Source organism: Steroidobacter denitrificans (assembly GCF_001579945.1).
In the GTDB taxonomy this organism is placed as follows: Bacteria; Pseudomonadota; Gammaproteobacteria; order Steroidobacterales; family Steroidobacteraceae; genus Steroidobacter; species Steroidobacter denitrificans.
The window spans coordinates 795,070-811,932 of the sequence record NZ_CP011971.1; the positions used below are offsets into that span (position 1 = coordinate 795,070).

Genomic DNA, 16,863 nt, shown 5'->3' on the forward strand with positions numbered 1-16,863 from the left:
TCAGGTAGATGTTTCCGCGCTGTGCCCCGATCGGGGTAAGCCGGCCGTATCAGTAGCCATATTCAGCGCTTCGAGTACGGCGTTCCGGCGAGTGAGCGTTCTGCTCGATCTCTTGATTTCCTTGTGCTATTAAACGCCTCCCTATAGGTACTAGCAATGAGAATGGCGGTAGACAAGGAGGAACACTTGAACGGGCGTCCCGGCAGGGACGCAGGCCCAGGCCCAGGCCCGGGCACAGGTACTGGCGTAGGCCTGGGCCCAGGCGCCGCCGTCAGCCCAGGCATCGGCACCGGTCTTGCGGGGCTGCTCGAAGCATTCGGGATGCCTCTCGAGCGCTTTTGCGAACTGCTGGAATTGATCTATCAGGGGCCCCTCGAGGCCACCCCCTGCAGCAGTGCCATGCTGGAATTGCGTAACTGGCTGCAGGCCAATGGCAGCATTCTGGTTCTGCGTCCCGCTCGCGCCAATACGCTGGCGGTCGTCATCCAGGATCGAGGCCGCGGACCCAAGCTCTCTACCTCCGTGTATACGCAGTTTTCGATTTTTTCCCTCGATCCCTTCGTCGGCTTGCCGGCCGATCGGGCGGTGACGATCGATGAGATCGTCGATCAGGAGAAATTGGCCCAGAGCGCGTTCTTCAAGCAATACGTCGAGCCGCGCCAGGTTCGCTACATTCTCGGCGTCGATATCCACGGGGATGATGGCCGGGAGTTTCGCCTGCGTTTTACGCGTCCGGCGAATAGCATGGAGTTTTCGAGCATGGACAAGGCGCTCGTGGAGGCGCTCGTCCCGCACTTCAAGCGGGCGCTCAATTTCTACGGCCGCCTGGGGCAGGTGGAAACGGAAATGCAGCTCTATGCCAATGTCATGAGCAGCATGCTCGTAGGATCGATCATTCTGGATGGATCAGGGGCGATTCTACGTGCCAACAATGTTGCGCAAGCAATCTTGACGGAGAAAGATGGCTTGCTGGTGACTGCGGGTGGCCTTTCGACGGAGTATCGCAACGAGAACCGCGAACTGCAGCGGCTCATTCGCCAGATTTTGGCGGTGCCTCCAGGGCAGCCGTCCATGGCCGAAGCGCTATCGGTCACCCGCCCCTCCGGGCGGGCGAGCCTGAACCTGCTGATTCGGCCGATACCCCTGAGCGAATGCTCCGAGGGGCCGAACCGGCCCAGTGTCGTGGTGTTCATCCGCGATCCGGACCATCGGACCCAGCCCCCGGTCGAACTCGTGCAAAGGCTATTTCACTTTACGCCTGCCGAGGCGAAGCTCGCCCTGCTGCTCACCGATGGGCTCAGTCTCGACGAGGCGGCCGAGGCGCTGGGAATCAGCAAAAATACGGCACGCGCCCACCTACGTGCCATCTTTTCCAAGACCGGCGTGACGCGTCAGACCACTCTGGTGAGGCTGCTGCTGAACAGCGTCGCCGCCATCAGCAGCTGACGGCGTCAGAACGCATACTCGACACCTACGCCGTAAGTCCTCGGTTTTTCGTAGGTTGCGCCGTCATATAGATCGACCAGGAAGGTCGCCTTCATATATTTCTCGTTCGTCAGATTCTTGCCCCAGAGATTCAGCTTGAAGCGGGAATCGCGCGGTTGCCAGGCAGCCCGGGCCGATAGAGTGGTGTAGGACGGCTGGCGCACGCGCTCTTGGGCATCCCAGTAGAATTCATCCGAGTGAAACACCACGGCCGAGAGTTCCACGGCGCCGAAGTCGAATTCGTGCGCATAGTTGGCGGTCAATCCCGCCGTCCATTCCGGCGATTTCGGCGTCTTGAAACCGCTGGCGTCGATGATGGCGTTCTCATTGCCACAGAGGCAATCCGGCCCGCCGGTGGGCACGAGGACCACGGCATTGGGATAGCGATCGAACTCCGCCTGCAGCAGTGCCAGCCCGGCCGTGAGCGTGAAGTCATTCGTCACCCGAAAGGTCAGGTCGGCATCGAGCCCGTAGATTTCCGAGGAGGCGGCATTCGCCGTGGTATTCAAATTGTCGGTGACCGTCATCACCTGCTGGTCCGAGTAATCGTAATAGAAGGCGGCGAGGTTGGCGCTCAGCCGCCGATTCGGCGAGGTCTTCACCCCCACCTCGATCGCCTTTATTTCCTCCGGGTTGAAGGGGATCGGATCGGCCGCGGCGATATTGAAGCCGCCGCTCTTGAAGCCCTCTGAATAGGTGATGTAGAGGGTGTCGTCCTCCAGGAAGCGATAGCGCAGCGACACCCGCGGCGTGAAGCTGTCCCAGCTCTTCGAGCCCAGCCGGGGCATCTCAGGCTCGGGTCCATAGCCGAACTGGAAGGTGCCGTAGGCGGTGCGCTTCTCATCGCTGTAGCGCGCCCCACCGACCAGGGTCAGCCGGTCGGTCAGATCGTAGCTTAACTCGCCGAAGATGGCGTAGGCTTCAGTCACCTGCCGCGACCAGACGAACATCGGCGTGGGGATTCCCTCGACAGTGATGAAATCGCCGAGCAGATCGAGCGGATCGTAGCGCCCGTCGCTGTGATAATAGAACAGTCCGCCCACGGCACGCAGGCGCTCCTCCGGACGGCTGGAGAAAATGAATTCCTGCGAGTAGTCTTTCTGGAGTTCATTGAGGTTATACCAAAGTCCGTCATAACTGGAGCCATCAGGATCCATCACGTAGAGCGCGTCGACCTTGTTGTAGGCGGTCATCGAGGAAAGCGTTCCGGCCGCGAAATCGAAATCCGCCTTCAGGCTGGCAAGATAGACGGTGCTGTCTGCGAAAGGGGTGCGGGACGCGGCGAACTCGTAGGGCCGCTCGGCAAATTCAGCACCGGGAATATTTCGCGCCAGGGCATTACCGCCAATCGCCGAGTAGTTCTGGGTGTCTTCATCGCGACGGTCCATATAGCCGAGGCTGAGCAGCAATGTCACCTCGTCGCTGGGTTGGGCGAGCAGCTTGCCGCGTACCACCGTGCTCTCGACGCCGCCGACATTGTTACGGCCTGTGACGATATCGCGGTGATAGCCGTCGCTGTCCTCGCGATACGCCGATAGGCTGCCTGCCAGCGTGTCGCCGACCAGCGGACCGCTGATGAAGCCCTTGGCGGTTACGGTATCGAAGCGCCCGTAGTCCAGACTCAGGCGGCCACTCGGCGTAAAGCCGGGTTCGAGCGTGAAGATACGGATCGCCCCACCGGTGGCATTGCGTCCGAACAATGTGCCCTGCGGGCCTTTCAGCGCTTCGATCTGCAGTATATCGGGGAGATCGAAGCTGTTGGCGATCTGGTTGGCCTGGTAGACGCCGTCCAGATAAAGAGCCACATTGGGATCGTTGCCCGGATCGGTCTGCTGCGACCCTACACCACGTATGATCGGCTGCAGATTCGCCCCGGTGCCGGCGAGGGTGAGCCCCGGAGCCACCGTCGTTAGATCACGCAGGTTGGTCACCCCGGCCTTTTCGAGCTGCTCTCCGGATTGAACCGTGATCGCGATCGGCACGTCCTGGAGCCGCTCGGCCCGACGCTGGGCGGTGACGACCACCTCGGTGATGGTTTCCTGGATCTCCGTGGCGGGACCGGCGCTTGGTGATTGCGCCATGGCGCCGGCCGCGACTACCGCACCGCAAGCGCCGGCAACGAATTTATATGCCTTAGGAATAGCGATCATTGTCTTTACCCTATTGATCGAACACATGCCCCATGCCGTTGTTGCGAAATTACTACAATTCCTGTTTCTTGTTCATGAGCTTTTGATGCTCGTATCTCCGCATAAAATCGGATTTTTAATGGCATTGAGAAATGACACTAGGGAATGTGTATCGTTGTAACATCGTCCGACCGGACTACGGATCGACCGTGATGAACAGGCGCTCTCGAGCGTGGCGAGCGACCGTCGTGGCGGCGGTCGACCGCCACTGCAGACGGCGGCATCGCAATGACGAGTTGCGGCGATCCCGCTCATGGTCCCTGTCTGTCGTGCCTTTGGATTCACGACAGACAGGGACCATGAGCGGGACATCCAGTGTGCCTATGACCCTGCCGCAGGAAAGCTTTGGTCGAGCGTAACCGTGCTTGGTACAGAAGCCGGCCGCCGAGCTGTTGCACGGTCACGGATCCGCATGATAATTTTATTTGTCGGATAGCAAGTAAATCTCGATGTGGATACGAGATTCACTATCATCCAGGATTTCAACGGCCGAGGCGCGGCAGGGGATTTACAATGGGATTGAGTGGACAGGCGGCGCTCGTGGGGGCGGCGCAGTACAGGCCGGAAAAATACAGTACCGCGCCGCAGATGTTTCATCTGGAACAGGTTGCGGATCTGACGGTGCGGGCATTGGCCGATGCGGGTCTCGAGCTGGCGGAGGTGGACGGCCTGATCGTGCCGGCGCCGCAATTTCATGAAGCCACCATGTTCGTTCCGGCGATGGCCGGAGAGTATCTGGGGGTGGCTCTGAATTACGCCGAGGTCGTGGATCTGGGCGGCGCCAGTTCGGTCGCCATGGCATGGCGCGCGGCGGCGGCGATCGAGATGGGCATGTGCAACACGGTGGTGTGTGCCATTCCGCAACGCATGGCGCCCTTCGCGCCTGACGAGGACATGTCTGAATTCATGCGCGCGAGCCGCTATGGAGGCCACAGTACGCGGTATGGCGCCCCCGAAGCGGAATTGGACTTGCCCTATGGGCATATGGCGCAAAATACCGGTTATGCGCTGATCGCACAGCGCTATGCGGCCACCTATGACTATGATCCCGCCGCGCTGGCGCGCATCGCCGTCGCCCAGCGTTTCAATGCCTGCCATAATCCGGAGGCGATCTTCCACGGCCAGCCGATCACGGTCGAGGATGTGCTGGCCTCGCGCATGGTGGCGGAACCATTGCGCGTACTGGAAATCGTCATGCCGGTGGCGGGCGGCGGTGCAATGGTGATCACCCGCGCCGACCGGACTCGAAGTATCCGTCATCGCGCGGTCAAGATCATCGGCTGCGGCGAGCATGTGCAAAGCAAGTCCCCGACCTATGCTCAGGATATGCTGGCGACGCCGATCGGACCGGCTTCCCGACGCGCTTTCGAGATGTCGGGCTTCAAGCCTGCCGACATGCATATGGCGCAGATCTACGATTGCTACACCATCACCGTACTTCTGACGCTGGAGGATGCCGGCTTTTGTCCCAAGGGCGAGGGCATGCGCTTTCTGCGCGAGCATGATCTGACTTTCAAGGGAAATTTTCCGATGAACACGCATGGTGGCCAACTCAGCTTCGGGCAGGCCGGCCTCGCCGGAGGCATGTCGCAGGTGATCGAAGCGATGCAGCAGATTCAAGGGCGGGCGGGAGAGCGGCAGCTGGCCAGGCACGATCTGGCCTATGTCTCCGGCACCGGCGGCGTAATGAGCGAGCAGGGCGCTCTGATCTTACAGGGGGCATGAACGCCATGACCTGGAACAAACCGCTGCCGCAACCCACGCCGACTTCGGCTCCATACTGGGAAGGTCTGAAGGCCCACGAAGTGCGCATCCAGCAGTGCGACCAAGGCCACTGGGTGTTCTTTCCGCGTATTCATTGTCCCGTCTGCGCCAGCCGTGAACTGGCGTGGCGCAAGATTTCCGGTGAGGGGACGCTGTATACCTTCACGGTGGCTCGTATACCCACGATGCCAGAATTCACCGATGAAATGCCGCAAATCCTCGCCGTGGTGAAATTCGACGAGGGTCCGCACATCAATACGACCATCGTCGGCGCCGATCCTGCGACGCTCAAGGTGGGCCAGCGTGTACGCCCGGTGTTCGATGATCGCCCCGGCACGGCCACCTTGCTGCGCTACACGCCGGTGGAGTCGGCACATCCAGGTGTGATCGATGACGCGGCCGACGCGAAGGTCATGCCCGCTGCGGAAACCGTGCCCGCTGTGGCGGTCCGCAAGATCGACATCAAGAATATCGATGCGGTCCGTGCCCTGGTATCCGACTCCTTCTCGGCATGGTCGCCGGAGTTGGCGGTCACACAGGAGTTGATCAACGAGTTTGCGGCATTGTCCGGGGATGACTACTGGATCCATACGGATCCTGAGCGCAGCCGCAAGGAAAGTCCTTTCGGCGGCACCATCGCTCATGGAATGCTGATCCAGGTGCTGCTGGGCCGGCTCAGGATTCCGCAGGATTATGAGATCACCGGCTTCAACAACATGGTGAACTACGGATCGGATCGCTTGCGCTTTCCGGTGCCCGTGCCTGCGGGTTGCCGTATTCATGCACGCTCGCGCGTCAAGTCGGTCGAGCAGGTCAAGAGCGGCGTCAAGCTGATGATGGAGATCAACGTTCACGTGGTTGGTCAGGATGATCGTCCTTGCGCCATCAACGACATGATAATCATGTACATGTGAGATACGGCATCCCGCAAATCCTTCCGCAGTGACGGCAGTCTGCGGAGAGATCTCGGCAGGAAGATCGAAGCCTGGCTCAGGATGGCATGCTGGAGCGGATGACTCGATCGATCATTCGCTCCAGCTTGCCGTCGCCATACGGCGGCAGCATGCCGATGAGCTTGCGTGGATCGAACCAGCCGGCCTTGAACACGGTGCGTGCGTGACTGAATTCCAGGAATCCTTCGTAGCCGTGATAGCGGCCCATGCCTGAATTGCCGATTCCGCCGAAGGGAGCATCTTCCAGCGCGGGATGCATCGCCACGTCGTTGATCGATACGCCGCCCGAGATCGTGTGATCGAGCACGTAACGTTCCTCGGTCGCATCCTTGCCGAAATAATAGAGTGCGAGCGGCCGCGGCCTGGCGTTGATGCCGGCCACGACCTCCTCGAGGCGGTCGTAGGAAAGCACCACCAGCGCCGGCCCGAAGATCTCGTAGCGCATGATGTCGAGATCTTCGGGTGGATCGATGACCAGCCGTAGCGGCAGACGCTTGTCGCGGGGACCTTCGAAGGGGCCGCCGAGGGTTTCCACACGCACACCGCGCGCGGCGGCTTCGGCGACATAGCCATCGACGCGTGAGCAATGCCGCGCATCGATGATCGAGACCCAGTCCGGATTGTCGGTGTAGCTGCCGGGATACAGCCGTGCGTGAGCTGCGCTCATGGCCGTGATGAGGGATTCGAGCCTCTCCCGCGGCACGCAGACATAGTCGGCATTGATACAGAGTTGGCCGCTGTTGGTGCATTTGGCAAGCATGATGCGCTTGGCGGTCATTTGTATATCCGCGCTGCGGCCGACGATCACCGGCGATTTCCCGCCGAGCTCCAGTGTCAGCGGCACCAGGTTTTCCGCAGCGCTGCGCATGACGGCCTTCGCCACCGTCGTGCCGCCGGTGAGCATCAAATGATCGAAGGGCAGGGCGGAGAATGCTCGTCCCAATTCCACGCCGCCGGTAATGGCCGCTACTTCGGCCGGATCGAAGAATTCACGCACCACCTGCGCGAGCAGGCCAGCCGTATGCGGGTTGAGCTCCGAGGGTTTGATGATGGCGCGATTGCCTGCCGCGAGCACATAGGCCAGTGGAGCGATCGTCGTGTAGATGGGATAGTTCCAGGTGCCCAGAATGCCCACGACGCCCTTCGGCTGGTATTCCACCCGGCCGGTGGCTCCGAACAGACCGAACGGCATCACCTTCTTGCAGCTGCGCGGCTTCATCCATCGCCCGACATGTTTCCTGGCAAACTTGAGAGAGGTGATGGCACCCATCACGTCCATCATCAGGCTGACGACGCGGGGGCGATTGCCGAAGTCTGCGTCGAGCGCCTCGCTCAAGGCATCGCGATGCCGGACCAGCATCGCGATGGCGCGCCGCAGCCGGTCTTTGCGGATCGCCGCGCTGACCGCGCCTTCGGCACGACAGGCGCCTTGCTGGAGCTGCAGCAGTTTTTGCAACTCCGCCACGGCATCGGTATCGGCGGGATCGTGGTTCACGATGACGGCGCTGAGGATGATTGCGGTTCTCTGTCGATCCAGAATCGCCACCGGCAAAACGGCCCATTCTTGTCGGCACGGGGCGGCAGCAGCGGCCATTCCATCTTCATATCCGGATTGAACGCCTTGCAGATCGCCTCGTAGGCACTATGCTCGAGACTGCCGGGTCCCATGGCGCAAAGCCGGTTCAGTCCGTCTGTATCGCCGTGCTTCTCGTAGAAGTTTGCGTTCTGGCAGAACTTTCCGCTGTAGCCGACATTGTCGTTGTTGGTGACGTCGAAATCGAAGTCATACATGCCGCCGCCGCGGCAGCCGTCGGGCGCGACTTGGAAGTACTTGAACATGGAGATCACATCATCATTCTGGATGTTCAGGGCCTTGCGCACGAGCGGTACAGCGAAGCGTGTCATGACGCGCCGATAGATTTCGTTGAACTGGCGCTGCCCCTCGTCCTTGCCCTGCTCTTCCTGCAGAACCTGCAAGGCAACCACGCACAAACCTTGGAATGTTCTCTGATAATTCTCGATGAGCCGGACCAATGCCTCCTTGGAAAGATCCGAGAACTGGAGATCTGGTTTGAATGGTCCGCTATAATCGTCCAGCTCAGTCATTTTTCAACACCTCTTCATCGTAATATGATCCGCCGGTTCCGGCGGCGCACGCCGGGTATGGACTTCGCAACTGCGTGCCAGGGTAGCAAAGAGTATCACTACTCCCGGTGCATCGTCCGGACGGACGATGAGCCGGACGATGGTGCACTGGATCCTGCATTGCAAAGCAACCGCCTGTATTCCAAGCAACCGTCAATACGACAGTGATGATGGTTGATCACCCCATGGAAGCCGTGTGGAACTATGATGCTCGAAGGCAGATTGCGGTGCGCCGCCGTGCTCCTGGCGCTCGGTATCATCGCCTCCGTCGCTGGGGCCGGCACCGTAGTGGTGGACGACCGGATCCTTGCCGATGAGGACAATGGCCGGGACTGGGCCGGCTACGGCCGCACGTTCAGCGAGCAGCGCCACAGTCCCCTCCGACAGATCGATACACAAAACATCCGGCGCCTCGGCCTGGCCTGGAGTCTCGAACTGGAGACGCCCGGCAATGTCGCCACCGCTCCTCTGGAAGTGGATGGCGTAATCTATTTCGGTGTCGGCCTCAGTGTGATCCACGCGGTGGATGCCAGGACCGGCAAGCTGTTGTGGCGCTACGATCCGGAGACGGCCAAGGCGGCCGGCGCCAAGCTGCGGCTTGCGTGGGGTATACGCGGCATCGCCTTCTGGAACGGCAAGGTTTACTCCGGCACCCAGGACGGCCGTCTGATCGCCGTCGACGCGAACAGCGGCGCGCTGGTGTGGAGTGTCATGACGGTTGACAAGAACGATCGGCGCTACATCACCGGGGCGCCGCGTGTTTTCGACGGCAAGGTCATCATCGGCCACGGCGGTGCCGATTTCGGTCCGGTGCGCGGCTATGTCACCGCCTACGATGCCGAGAGCGGTCGCCAGCTGTGGCGCTTCCATACCGTGCCCGGCAATCCCGCCGACGGCTTCGAGAGCCCGGCCATGGAGATGGCGGCAAAGACCTGGACGGGACAATGGTGGAAATTCGGCGGCGGCGGCACGGTGTGGAACGCCATGAGCTACGATCCCGAGCTCAAGCGTGTCTATCTCGGCACCGGCAACGGCGCGCCCTGGAACCACAAGCTGCGCAGTCCCGGCGGCGGCGACAATCTTTTCCTTTGCTCGATCGTCGCGCTCGATGCCGAGACCGGCGCATATCTCTGGCATTACCAGACCAATCCGGGCGAGAGTTGGGACTTCAACTCGACAATGGACATGGTGCTCGCCACCCTGTCCATCGACGGCCGGCCGCGCAGGGTGCTGCTGCACGCACCGAAGAACGGCTTCTTCTATGTCATCGATCGCGATAACGGCAAGCTGATCTCCGCTGAAAAAATCGTCAAGGCGACGTGGGCCGAGCGTATCGACCTGGCGAGCGGCCGCCCGGTGGAAGCGGCTGGCGTCCGTTACGAGAATGGCGAGGCGCTGATCTGGCCCGGTCCCTTCGGAGCCCACAACTGGCAGCCCATGGCTTATAACCCGGCAGCCGGCCTTGTCTACATCCCGGTGCGCGATATGCCGGGATATTACAATGACAAGGGTATCGATCCCGCCACTTACAGCAATGGTCCGGGTTCGCGCAACACCAACGGCATCAATATCTCCAGCAGCGATATTCCGATCGATGCCGGTCACAGCTTTCTGCTCGCCTGGGATCCGCTGCGCCAGAGGGAAGCCTGGCGCGTGCCGACACCGGGCCTGTGGAACGGCGGAGTGCTGACGACGGCGGGTAATCTGGTCTTTCAAGGCCATGCCGGCGGCAAGCTCGTGGCCTATGATGCGCGCGACGGCCGCGAGCTGTGGTCCTACAGCCTAGGCGTGGGCACGATTGCGCCGCCGATCAGCTATGCAGTGGACGGCCGGCAATATATCTCGATACTTGCCGGGTGGACTGGTGGAACGGTGCTGCTCGGTTCCCTCAGCGCTCAGCATGGTTGGGTCGGGCGTGCCTACCCGCGCCGTCTGCTGACTTTTGTTCTCGATGGCAGGGCGCAACTGCCTGCCTCACCACCACCGGCACCGCCCTTGCCGGTGGACGATCCTGATTTCGTCATCGACGCCGCCAAGGCTCGCGACGGCGCCGCCCTCTATCGCGCCTGTGCCCTTTGCCATGGCATGGGTGCGGTGGCCGGCGGTTATATACCGGATCTGCGTGCCTCGACCGTGCCGCTCTCCAAGGAGGCTTTCGAACGTGTCGTGCGCGGCGGCGCGCTGCTCGAGCGCGGCATGCCGGTCTTTGGCGAGTTGAGCGATGAGGATCTGGAAGCTCTGCGTCATTACTTGCGGGAGCGTGCCAGAGCGTCGCATCCCGACGCCGCCGCACCGGATCCATGATTACTTATGTTGTTACGCCATCTTTAAATCTGCGCCATCCAGGCGCTCGAAGGAGGAGAAAATGACGTCGTTTCCCCGGGCTGAGCTGGAAGAAATGATGCGTCGCTGGATCGCCGCCAACGCCAAGGCGGAGGAGATCGGCGACTGGACGGCGATGACCGAGCTTTACACGCCGGATGCCATCTACAGCTGGAACAACGGTCCGCGCACCGAGTTCGTTGCACGCGGCCGCAAGCAGATCGCCGACTGGGCGCTGGGGACCGAGATGGAGGGTCTCGACTCATGGAAATATCCCTACGTGAAGGTATTGATCGACGAGCAACAGGGGCAGGTGATCGGTTTCTGGCGCCAGATCGCGGGCGAGACACGCGCCGACGGCAGCCACTACGAGATCGCCGGCACCGGTGGCTCGTGGTTTCGCTACGCCGGAAATTACCAGTGGAGCTGGCAGCGAGATTTCTTCGACCATGCGAATGCGGGCGCGATCTTCATGGAGATGCAGAAGGACGGTAAGTTGAACGAGATCATGCAGGAACGCGTTCGCCGGGGTTCGAAAATGCCGGGCTGGCTGCGGCGCACCGAATTCGATTGGTACGCAACGATCGAATAACGCAGGCACGTATCACGATGGCCAAGCTGCGCAATCGAACGCAAGAAACCGCCAGCCTGGCCGTCGTGGTGACGGGTGCCTCATCGGGCATCGGACATGCGGGCGCAGTAGCGCTGGCGGCGCATGGCTATCATGTCTTCGCCGCCGTACGGCGACCGGAGGAATCGGCGGCGCTGTTCGCCGAAAGCGCGGGGCGCATCACCGCGGTGCGCATGGACGTCACGGACGCAACGAGCATCGATGCCGCCGTGGAGCGGATCGATGCACGGCTGTCCGAGTCGAATCTGGCGCTGGTCGGCCTGGTGAGCAATGCGGGTGCCGGCATGATGGGCCCGGTGGAATTTCTATATGAGGATGTGCTGCGTAGTCAGCTGGAGACGAACCTGGTCGGTCATCTCGCCGTCGCGCGCCGCTTTCTGCCGCTGATCCGCGCAGGTGTCACGGGCGCGAACGCATCCCGGCGCGGACGCATCTACTTTGTCGGCACAGGTGCCGGCGTCCCCTCACCCGTCTATCCGTTCCTGGGCGCCTATATGGCATGCAAATGGGGTCTCGAGGCGCTTTGCCGCAGTCTGCGTCAGGAGCTGGCGCTACGCGGCGATTCGATCGATGTCGGAATGGTGAATCCGGGTTTCGTGCGCACACGGATGAGCGAAACGACGCGCTCGGCCACGGGATCGGTGCTTGCGCGCATGCCTCGGTCGGCCCTGACGGCCTATGCGCCGCTGCTGGCCTGCTTCGGCCGGTACAGCGCCCGCCGGCGCGGTAGTAGCGCCGAGCAGGCCGGGGCCGTTCTGGCACGCGCCGTGAGCGCCCCACGGGCACGTCGTCAATATTATATCGGTACCGACTCGATCGCCGCGGCCTGTTTCGCACGACTGCCGCTGGGGTTGCAGGAGCGTTTCATCGCGCGCATCTATAGAGAGCGCTAGTCCCGAGAGCACGCTGGTTTTGCCGGGGCGGGGAGATGCAGCCGTGAGGAGAGATCGCCAAGAGCCGGCTTCTAGACGAGAGGCCGGCTCCTGGCGTGTGCTGCCTTGCGAACGACTCTCCTGGGATCGCCTGCAACCTCAGGCCTTCACCACCGGCAGCGTCAGGCAGGAGGGATACCGGGTGTCGTGGAAGATCTGCTGTACCGCTTTTTGCGCATCGGCGGCACTACCCAGCGCCGGTGTCACCTTCGAGTTGAGATTGCGGTCGAAGCGCGGGAAGTTGCTGCTGGAGATTTCGAGCCGGATGCAATGGTTGGCCTGAAAGGTATGCGCGACATCCCATAGATCGATGGTGAATTCCGTGATCTTGCCTGGTTCGAGGAACTCGGCGTGCTCGCGGCTGTTGCGATAGCGCGCCCGCACGATGCCCTCGGCAATGTTGGCGCAGTAGCCGCTGGGCTCCACGTCGACGAGCTTGGCCGTGAAGTCCGTATCCTCGGCGCTCGAACTGGCGTGAAGCGTGACCGTGATCGGACCGGCAATCGCGAGGGCTTCCGCCAGCCGCGGCGTGGTGTAGACCAGAACATCCTGGCGCTTTTCCACTTCGGCCTGGTCCTCGACCCCCGTCGGAACGCCGACCATGCTGCGGCCGCCGCAGGTCGGCACCGGGTCGAGAGGATCATATACATAGCTGTCGCGGGGCTCGGCATCCGCCGGCCGGGTGTCGAGCGTGCCGTCCCCCATGCGGCTGTTCGCATGCCCGGCGCTGTGCAGGTAGTAGCGCACCGGCGTATGCGCAGGCGGCCAGGACGGAGCCTCCTTCCAGACGTTCTCGCCCATCTGATAGTAGCGCACACCGTTTTCGGGCAAAACTTTCAGGGGCTGGCCGCGCAGCCAATGATCGAACCAGCCCAGCGCCAGCCCGCCGAGCAGTTCCGGACCGGTGAACACATCCGCGCCGAAATCGCGCTGGCCCGCACAGGTCGGCCGCTTGTTGTAATAGGCGCTGTGGTCCCAGGGGCCGAGAATCAGGCGATGCTTGTCGCGCACGCTTGGATCGCTGCGCTCCGCAAGCGCCTTTGCCATGTCGAGATGGCCGCGCAAGCAGGTGTCGTACCAGGAGGTCATGTGCAGCACGGGCACATTCACATTTCCGGCTCGCGCCACCGCGTCCGCTTCCTGCCAGAATTCATCGTAGCTCGGATGCGATAGCCATTCACGCCAGTAGGGCGCCGCGCCGTTCTGGAAGGGTGGGAAGTCGATGAGGGGCAGGAAGCTCGCCGAGCCGTTCATATCGCGCGAGGCGGTCGCGAGCTTGTTCAGCATTTCCTGCTCGGCGGCGGGCGCCAACCCCATACGTCGAATGGTGTCGGTGGCGAGCGCCGTCCAGATCCAGGACATCTGGAAGCCGAGTTCCAGCGCGCCGTTCGAATAGGTCCAGCCCGAAAGATAGTCGATGGCCGTCTCGTAGGCGAAGACCGCCTTCAAGTGCGGCGGTGCGGCGACGGCACCCTGCACGGCCATGGTGCCGAGCGCGCATGCTCCATAGAGTCCCACGTCCCCGTTGGACCAGGGCTGTGCGGCGGCCCACTCGACCGTGTCGTAGGCGTCTTCGCGGATCTGGGTGTAAGGACGCCACGTACCTTCGGAACCCGCCCGTCCGCGAACTTCCTGGACCACCACTGCATAGCCGCGCTGGGCCGCGATCAGGGGACTGAAGATGAGTTCGTGCACGACCAGGAATTGATCGTTGTTGTAGACATGTCCATTGACGAGCACCGGATGGCGTTTGCCGTCATCGGGGCGATAGACGTCGGTAGCCACGCGTACGCCGTCGCGCATTTCCACCATGACGTCGCGTTCGATCAGGATGTTGGTAGTCATGATTTCTCTTCTCGGGTTGCTCGGGTTGCGCAGCTTGCTCAGTTTACTCAGCTTGCGCAGATTGCGCCGCTAGTCATAGATCAATCTGCTTCTGAAGCATGAATCAGCCTGGTTCGGGCCAGTCTAACCCGCCGCCTGGCCGGCTCGCTCGAATATTGCCGCAAGACCCTGGCCGCCGCCAATGCACATGGTCTCCAGACCGTAGCGTCCGCCGCGACGCGCCAGTTCGTGCAGCAGGGTGGCGAGGATGCGCACGCCGGTCGCGCCGATGGGATGACCGAGGGATATTCCCGAGCCGTTGACGTTGAGCCGGTCCGGATCGTTCCAGCCCCAGCCCTTGAGCACGGCGAGAACCTGGCAGGCGAAGGCTTCGTTGAGTTCGACGAGATCCATGTGATCGAGCGACAGCCCGGTTCTGCGCAAAAGCTTTGCCACCGCCGGCACTGGGCCATAGCCCATGGTCGCCGGATCGCAACCGGCGGCTGCCCAGTCGATGAGGAATCCCATGGGTTCCAGCCGGAGACTGGAGAGTTTTTCCTCGGCCACCACCAGGCAGGCGGCCGCAGCGTCGTTCTGCTGGCTGGAGTTGCCGGCGGTGACGGTGCCGCCCTTGATCAGCGGACGCAGCGCAGCGAGGGACTCGCGGCTGGTGTCGGGCCGTATGCCTTCGTCGCGCGCAAAGGCAAGCGTCGCACCTTTTTTTTGCGGCACGGATACCGGTATGACCTCGGCATCGAATCGTCCCGCGGCCCAGGCGTCGCGGGCGCGATGGTGGCTGCGGGCCGCGTAGGCGTCCGCCTCTTCGCGGCTGATGCCATGCTCGCGAGCCAGATTTTCCGCGGTTTCGATCATGCCGGAGATGGGGCCGAAGCGTTCCACGGGCTGCGAGCGTTCGCGGCCGCGATCGAGCCGATCGTGCAGCTTGACCGAGCCGGCGCGGGCACCCCAGCGCATGTCGGTGGTGTAGTACTCGATATTGCTCATGCTCTCCACGCCGCCGACCAGCACCACGTCGGCGGCGCCGGTCTGCACCATCATCGCCGCGGCGATGACCGCCTGCAGCCCGCCGCCGCAGCGGCGATCGAGCTGCATGCCCGGCACTTCGATGGGCAGCCCCGCCTGCAGCGCCGCCCAGCGGCCGATACAGGGCGTCTCGCTATTGGCATAGGATTGCGCCATCACCACATCGTCGATGCGCGCCGGATCCAGACCGGTGCGGGCGAGGACGGCGCGAATCACACTCGCCGCCAACTCCTCGACAGGGACCGGACGCAGGCTGCCGCCGAAGGTGCCGACACCCGTGCGTACGGGGCTTACGATGGCTGCTCGTCTCATGGGTTAACCTCTTTGGCCGTACGCTCGAGTGTATCTCGGTGGCGCGGCTCGGCAATGGCAATCATGCGGCGGATACGCTCCGATATCGGCTGGCCGCGTAAATCGGCGATGCCGTGCTCGGTGACGATCAGTCCGGCGTCCGCACGCGAGGTACTGACCGGTCCGCTCAGGCGCGACACGATACGGCTGTGCCGACCGGCGGTGGAGGGCAGCGCGACGATCGGCAGGCCGCCGCGGGATCGGGCCGCGCCGCGTAAAAAATCGATGGCGCCGCCGACTGCGCCGACATAGCTGCCCGCGGCCTGCTCGGCGTTGATCTGTCCGGTGAGATCCACTTCGACCGCTGAATTCAGGGCGACGAAGCGGTCGATGCTCGCGAGTACATCCGCATCATGGGTGTAGCGCGTGGAGCGGAACTGTATGGCGGGGTTGCGGTGAATGAATTCGTGAGTCACACGGCCGCCCAAGGCAAGACCGGCCACCGTGATACCGCGATCGCGCGTCTTGCGCGCATTCGTCAGGGCTCCGCAGGTCATCAGGCGGACGACGGCATCGCCGATTGCGCCCGAATGCATGCCCAGATCGCGCCGATCGCCCAGACGCTCGAGGATGGCTTCGGGGATCGCGCCCAGACCGGCCTGGAGCGTCGCGCCATCCTCGATGAGCCCGCTCACGTGAGCGGCGATGGCGCGCTCCACGGAGCCCGGTGCCGGATGCGCGATCTCGGGTAACGGTCGGTCGGTGTGCACGACGACATCGAAGTCCTCATCGGTGAGGAAGCGCTCACCATGAGTCCATGGCGCCTGGCGGTTGACTTCGGCGATCACGGTGCGAGCGCTGTCGATGATCGGCACAAGATATTCGTGAGCGAGACCGAGACTGTATCGACCCTGTTCGTCCGGCGGCGCCACCTGCAGAAGCAGCACGTCGCTGGCGAGCGAGCCGGTCGTGAGCAGATCGGGAAATTGCGAATAATGACAGGGCAGGATATCGAGCTTGCCGGCGGCTGCGAGCGCCCTGTTGGTGCCGCTGCCGCAATAGCCGACGAAGTCGATGCAGTCCGCGTGCTCGGCGGCGAGCTTGCCGCCCGCGGCAGGGATACCCAGGAAGACCTGGAAACGTCCGCCGATGCGATGGCGCTGCTCGAGCAGCGCCGCCACCAGCGGCAGGGGTTCAGCCGCCGCCTGACCCCAGAGCACCCGGTCGCCGGGACGCACCCAGGCGGCGAAATCGAGGTCCGCCGTGGTGTGCTCAAGCATGAT

12 protein-coding genes are annotated in these 16,863 nt (G+C 62.6%); 6 read left to right on the forward strand and 6 right to left on the reverse strand.

Features of this window, described 5'->3' with window-relative positions; translation table 11 throughout:
- Nucleotides 1-156 precede the first annotated feature (156 nt).
- Entirely contained in the window at nucleotides 157-1,446 is a 1,290-nt protein-coding gene (locus tag ACG33_RS03455; protein ID WP_083536406.1) for a helix-turn-helix transcriptional regulator, read from the forward strand.
- 5 nt (nucleotides 1,447-1,451) lie between these two features.
- Here the strand turns inward: ACG33_RS03455 and ACG33_RS03460 are convergent, their stop codons facing one another.
- On the reverse strand, nucleotides 1,452-3,635 hold the full coding sequence (locus tag ACG33_RS03460) for a TonB-dependent receptor (protein WP_066918711.1): 2,184 nt from the start codon (nucleotides 3,633-3,635) through the stop codon (nucleotides 1,452-1,454).
- Between the two features lie 552 nt (nucleotides 3,636-4,187).
- On the opposite strand from ACG33_RS03460, the gene ACG33_RS03465 reads away from it, so the two are divergent.
- Nucleotides 4,188-5,399: a thiolase family protein gene (locus ACG33_RS03465; protein WP_066918713.1), complete on the forward strand. Its 1,212-nt coding sequence runs from the start codon at nucleotides 4,188-4,190 to the stop codon at nucleotides 5,397-5,399.
- A gap of 5 nt (nucleotides 5,400-5,404) precedes the next feature.
- Entirely contained in the window at nucleotides 5,405-6,352 is a 948-nt protein-coding gene (locus ACG33_RS03470) for a bifunctional OB-fold nucleic acid binding domain-containing protein/MaoC family dehydratase (RefSeq protein WP_066922767.1), read from the forward strand.
- Between the two features lie 76 nt (nucleotides 6,353-6,428).
- On the opposite strand, the gene ACG33_RS03475 is transcribed toward ACG33_RS03470, so the two are convergent.
- Complete coding sequence (locus ACG33_RS03475; protein WP_066918715.1) at nucleotides 6,429-7,886, reverse strand: coniferyl aldehyde dehydrogenase; 1,458 nt, start codon at nucleotides 7,884-7,886, stop codon at nucleotides 6,429-6,431.
- On the reverse strand, nucleotides 7,883-8,497 hold the full coding sequence (locus tag ACG33_RS03480) for a hypothetical protein (protein ID WP_066918717.1): 615 nt from the start codon (nucleotides 8,495-8,497) through the stop codon (nucleotides 7,883-7,885). Before ACG33_RS03480 ends, ACG33_RS03475 begins: the two co-directional genes overlap by 4 nt.
- A gap of 246 nt (nucleotides 8,498-8,743) precedes the next feature.
- Between ACG33_RS03480 and ACG33_RS03485 the strand changes: the two genes are divergently transcribed.
- The 3 genes from ACG33_RS03485 to ACG33_RS03495 all read left to right on the forward strand — a co-directional run bounded on the left by ACG33_RS03485 (nucleotide 8,744) and on the right by ACG33_RS03495 (nucleotide 12,382).
- Nucleotides 8,744-10,840 carry a PQQ-dependent dehydrogenase, methanol/ethanol family gene (locus ACG33_RS03485; RefSeq protein WP_456114926.1) on the forward strand — a complete coding sequence of 699 codons (2,097 nt, stop codon included), beginning with the start codon at nucleotides 8,744-8,746 and terminating at the stop codon, nucleotides 10,838-10,840.
- 61 nt (nucleotides 10,841-10,901) lie between these two features.
- Nucleotides 10,902-11,450 (forward strand): nuclear transport factor 2 family protein, encoded by a 549-nt coding sequence (locus ACG33_RS03490; RefSeq protein WP_066918721.1) that lies wholly within the window; start codon nucleotides 10,902-10,904, stop codon nucleotides 11,448-11,450.
- Between the two features lie 17 nt (nucleotides 11,451-11,467).
- Nucleotides 11,468-12,382, forward strand: coding sequence for an SDR family NAD(P)-dependent oxidoreductase (locus ACG33_RS03495; protein WP_066918723.1), 915 nt, complete (start codon nucleotides 11,468-11,470; stop codon nucleotides 12,380-12,382).
- Nucleotides 12,383-12,520: 138 nt separating this feature from the next.
- Here ACG33_RS03495 and ACG33_RS03500 read toward each other — a convergent pair whose 3' ends face one another.
- The 3 genes from ACG33_RS03500 to ACG33_RS03510 form a co-directional block, all read right to left on the reverse strand.
- A complete protein-coding gene (locus tag ACG33_RS03500; RefSeq protein WP_066918724.1) occupies nucleotides 12,521-14,266 on the reverse strand; it encodes a CocE/NonD family hydrolase in 1,746 nt (581 codons plus the stop codon).
- Between the two features lie 123 nt (nucleotides 14,267-14,389).
- A complete protein-coding gene (locus ACG33_RS03505) occupies nucleotides 14,390-15,601 on the reverse strand; it encodes an acetyl-CoA C-acetyltransferase (protein WP_066918726.1) in 1,212 nt (403 codons plus the stop codon).
- Entirely contained in the window at nucleotides 15,598-16,860 is a 1,263-nt protein-coding gene (locus ACG33_RS03510) for an acetyl-CoA hydrolase/transferase family protein (protein ID WP_066918728.1), read from the reverse strand. The genes ACG33_RS03505 and ACG33_RS03510 overlap by 4 nt, the downstream gene beginning before the upstream one ends.
- Between the last annotated feature and the right edge of the window lie 3 nt (nucleotides 16,861-16,863).

What these genes read in the sequence shown, in the direction of transcription:
- ACG33_RS03455 (WP_083536406.1), top strand. Translation starts at nt 157, where the DNA reads ATGAGAATGGCGGTAGACAAGGAGGAACACTTGAACGGGCGTCCCGGC.
- ACG33_RS03460 (WP_066918711.1), bottom strand. Translation starts at nt 3,635, where the DNA reads ATGATCGCTATTCCTAAGGCATATAAATTCGTTGCCGGCGCTTGCGGT.
- ACG33_RS03465 (WP_066918713.1), top strand. Translation starts at nt 4,188, where the DNA reads ATGGGATTGAGTGGACAGGCGGCGCTCGTGGGGGCGGCGCAGTACAGG.
- ACG33_RS03470 (WP_066922767.1), top strand. Translation starts at nt 5,405, where the DNA reads ATGACCTGGAACAAACCGCTGCCGCAACCCACGCCGACTTCGGCTCCA.
- ACG33_RS03480 (WP_066918717.1), bottom strand. Translation starts at nt 8,497, where the DNA reads ATGACTGAGCTGGACGATTATAGCGGACCATTCAAACCAGATCTCCAG.
- ACG33_RS03485 (WP_456114926.1), top strand. Translation starts at nt 8,744, where the DNA reads ATGCTCGAAGGCAGATTGCGGTGCGCCGCCGTGCTCCTGGCGCTCGGT.
- ACG33_RS03490 (WP_066918721.1), top strand. Translation starts at nt 10,902, where the DNA reads ATGACGTCGTTTCCCCGGGCTGAGCTGGAAGAAATGATGCGTCGCTGG.
- ACG33_RS03495 (WP_066918723.1), top strand. Translation starts at nt 11,468, where the DNA reads ATGGCCAAGCTGCGCAATCGAACGCAAGAAACCGCCAGCCTGGCCGTC.
- ACG33_RS03500 (WP_066918724.1), bottom strand. Translation starts at nt 14,266, where the DNA reads ATGACTACCAACATCCTGATCGAACGCGACGTCATGGTGGAAATGCGC.
- ACG33_RS03505 (WP_066918726.1), bottom strand. Translation starts at nt 15,601, where the DNA reads ATGAGACGAGCAGCCATCGTAAGCCCCGTACGCACGGGTGTCGGCACC.
- ACG33_RS03510 (WP_066918728.1), bottom strand. Translation starts at nt 16,860, where the DNA reads ATGCTTGAGCACACCACGGCGGACCTCGATTTCGCCGCCTGGGTGCGT.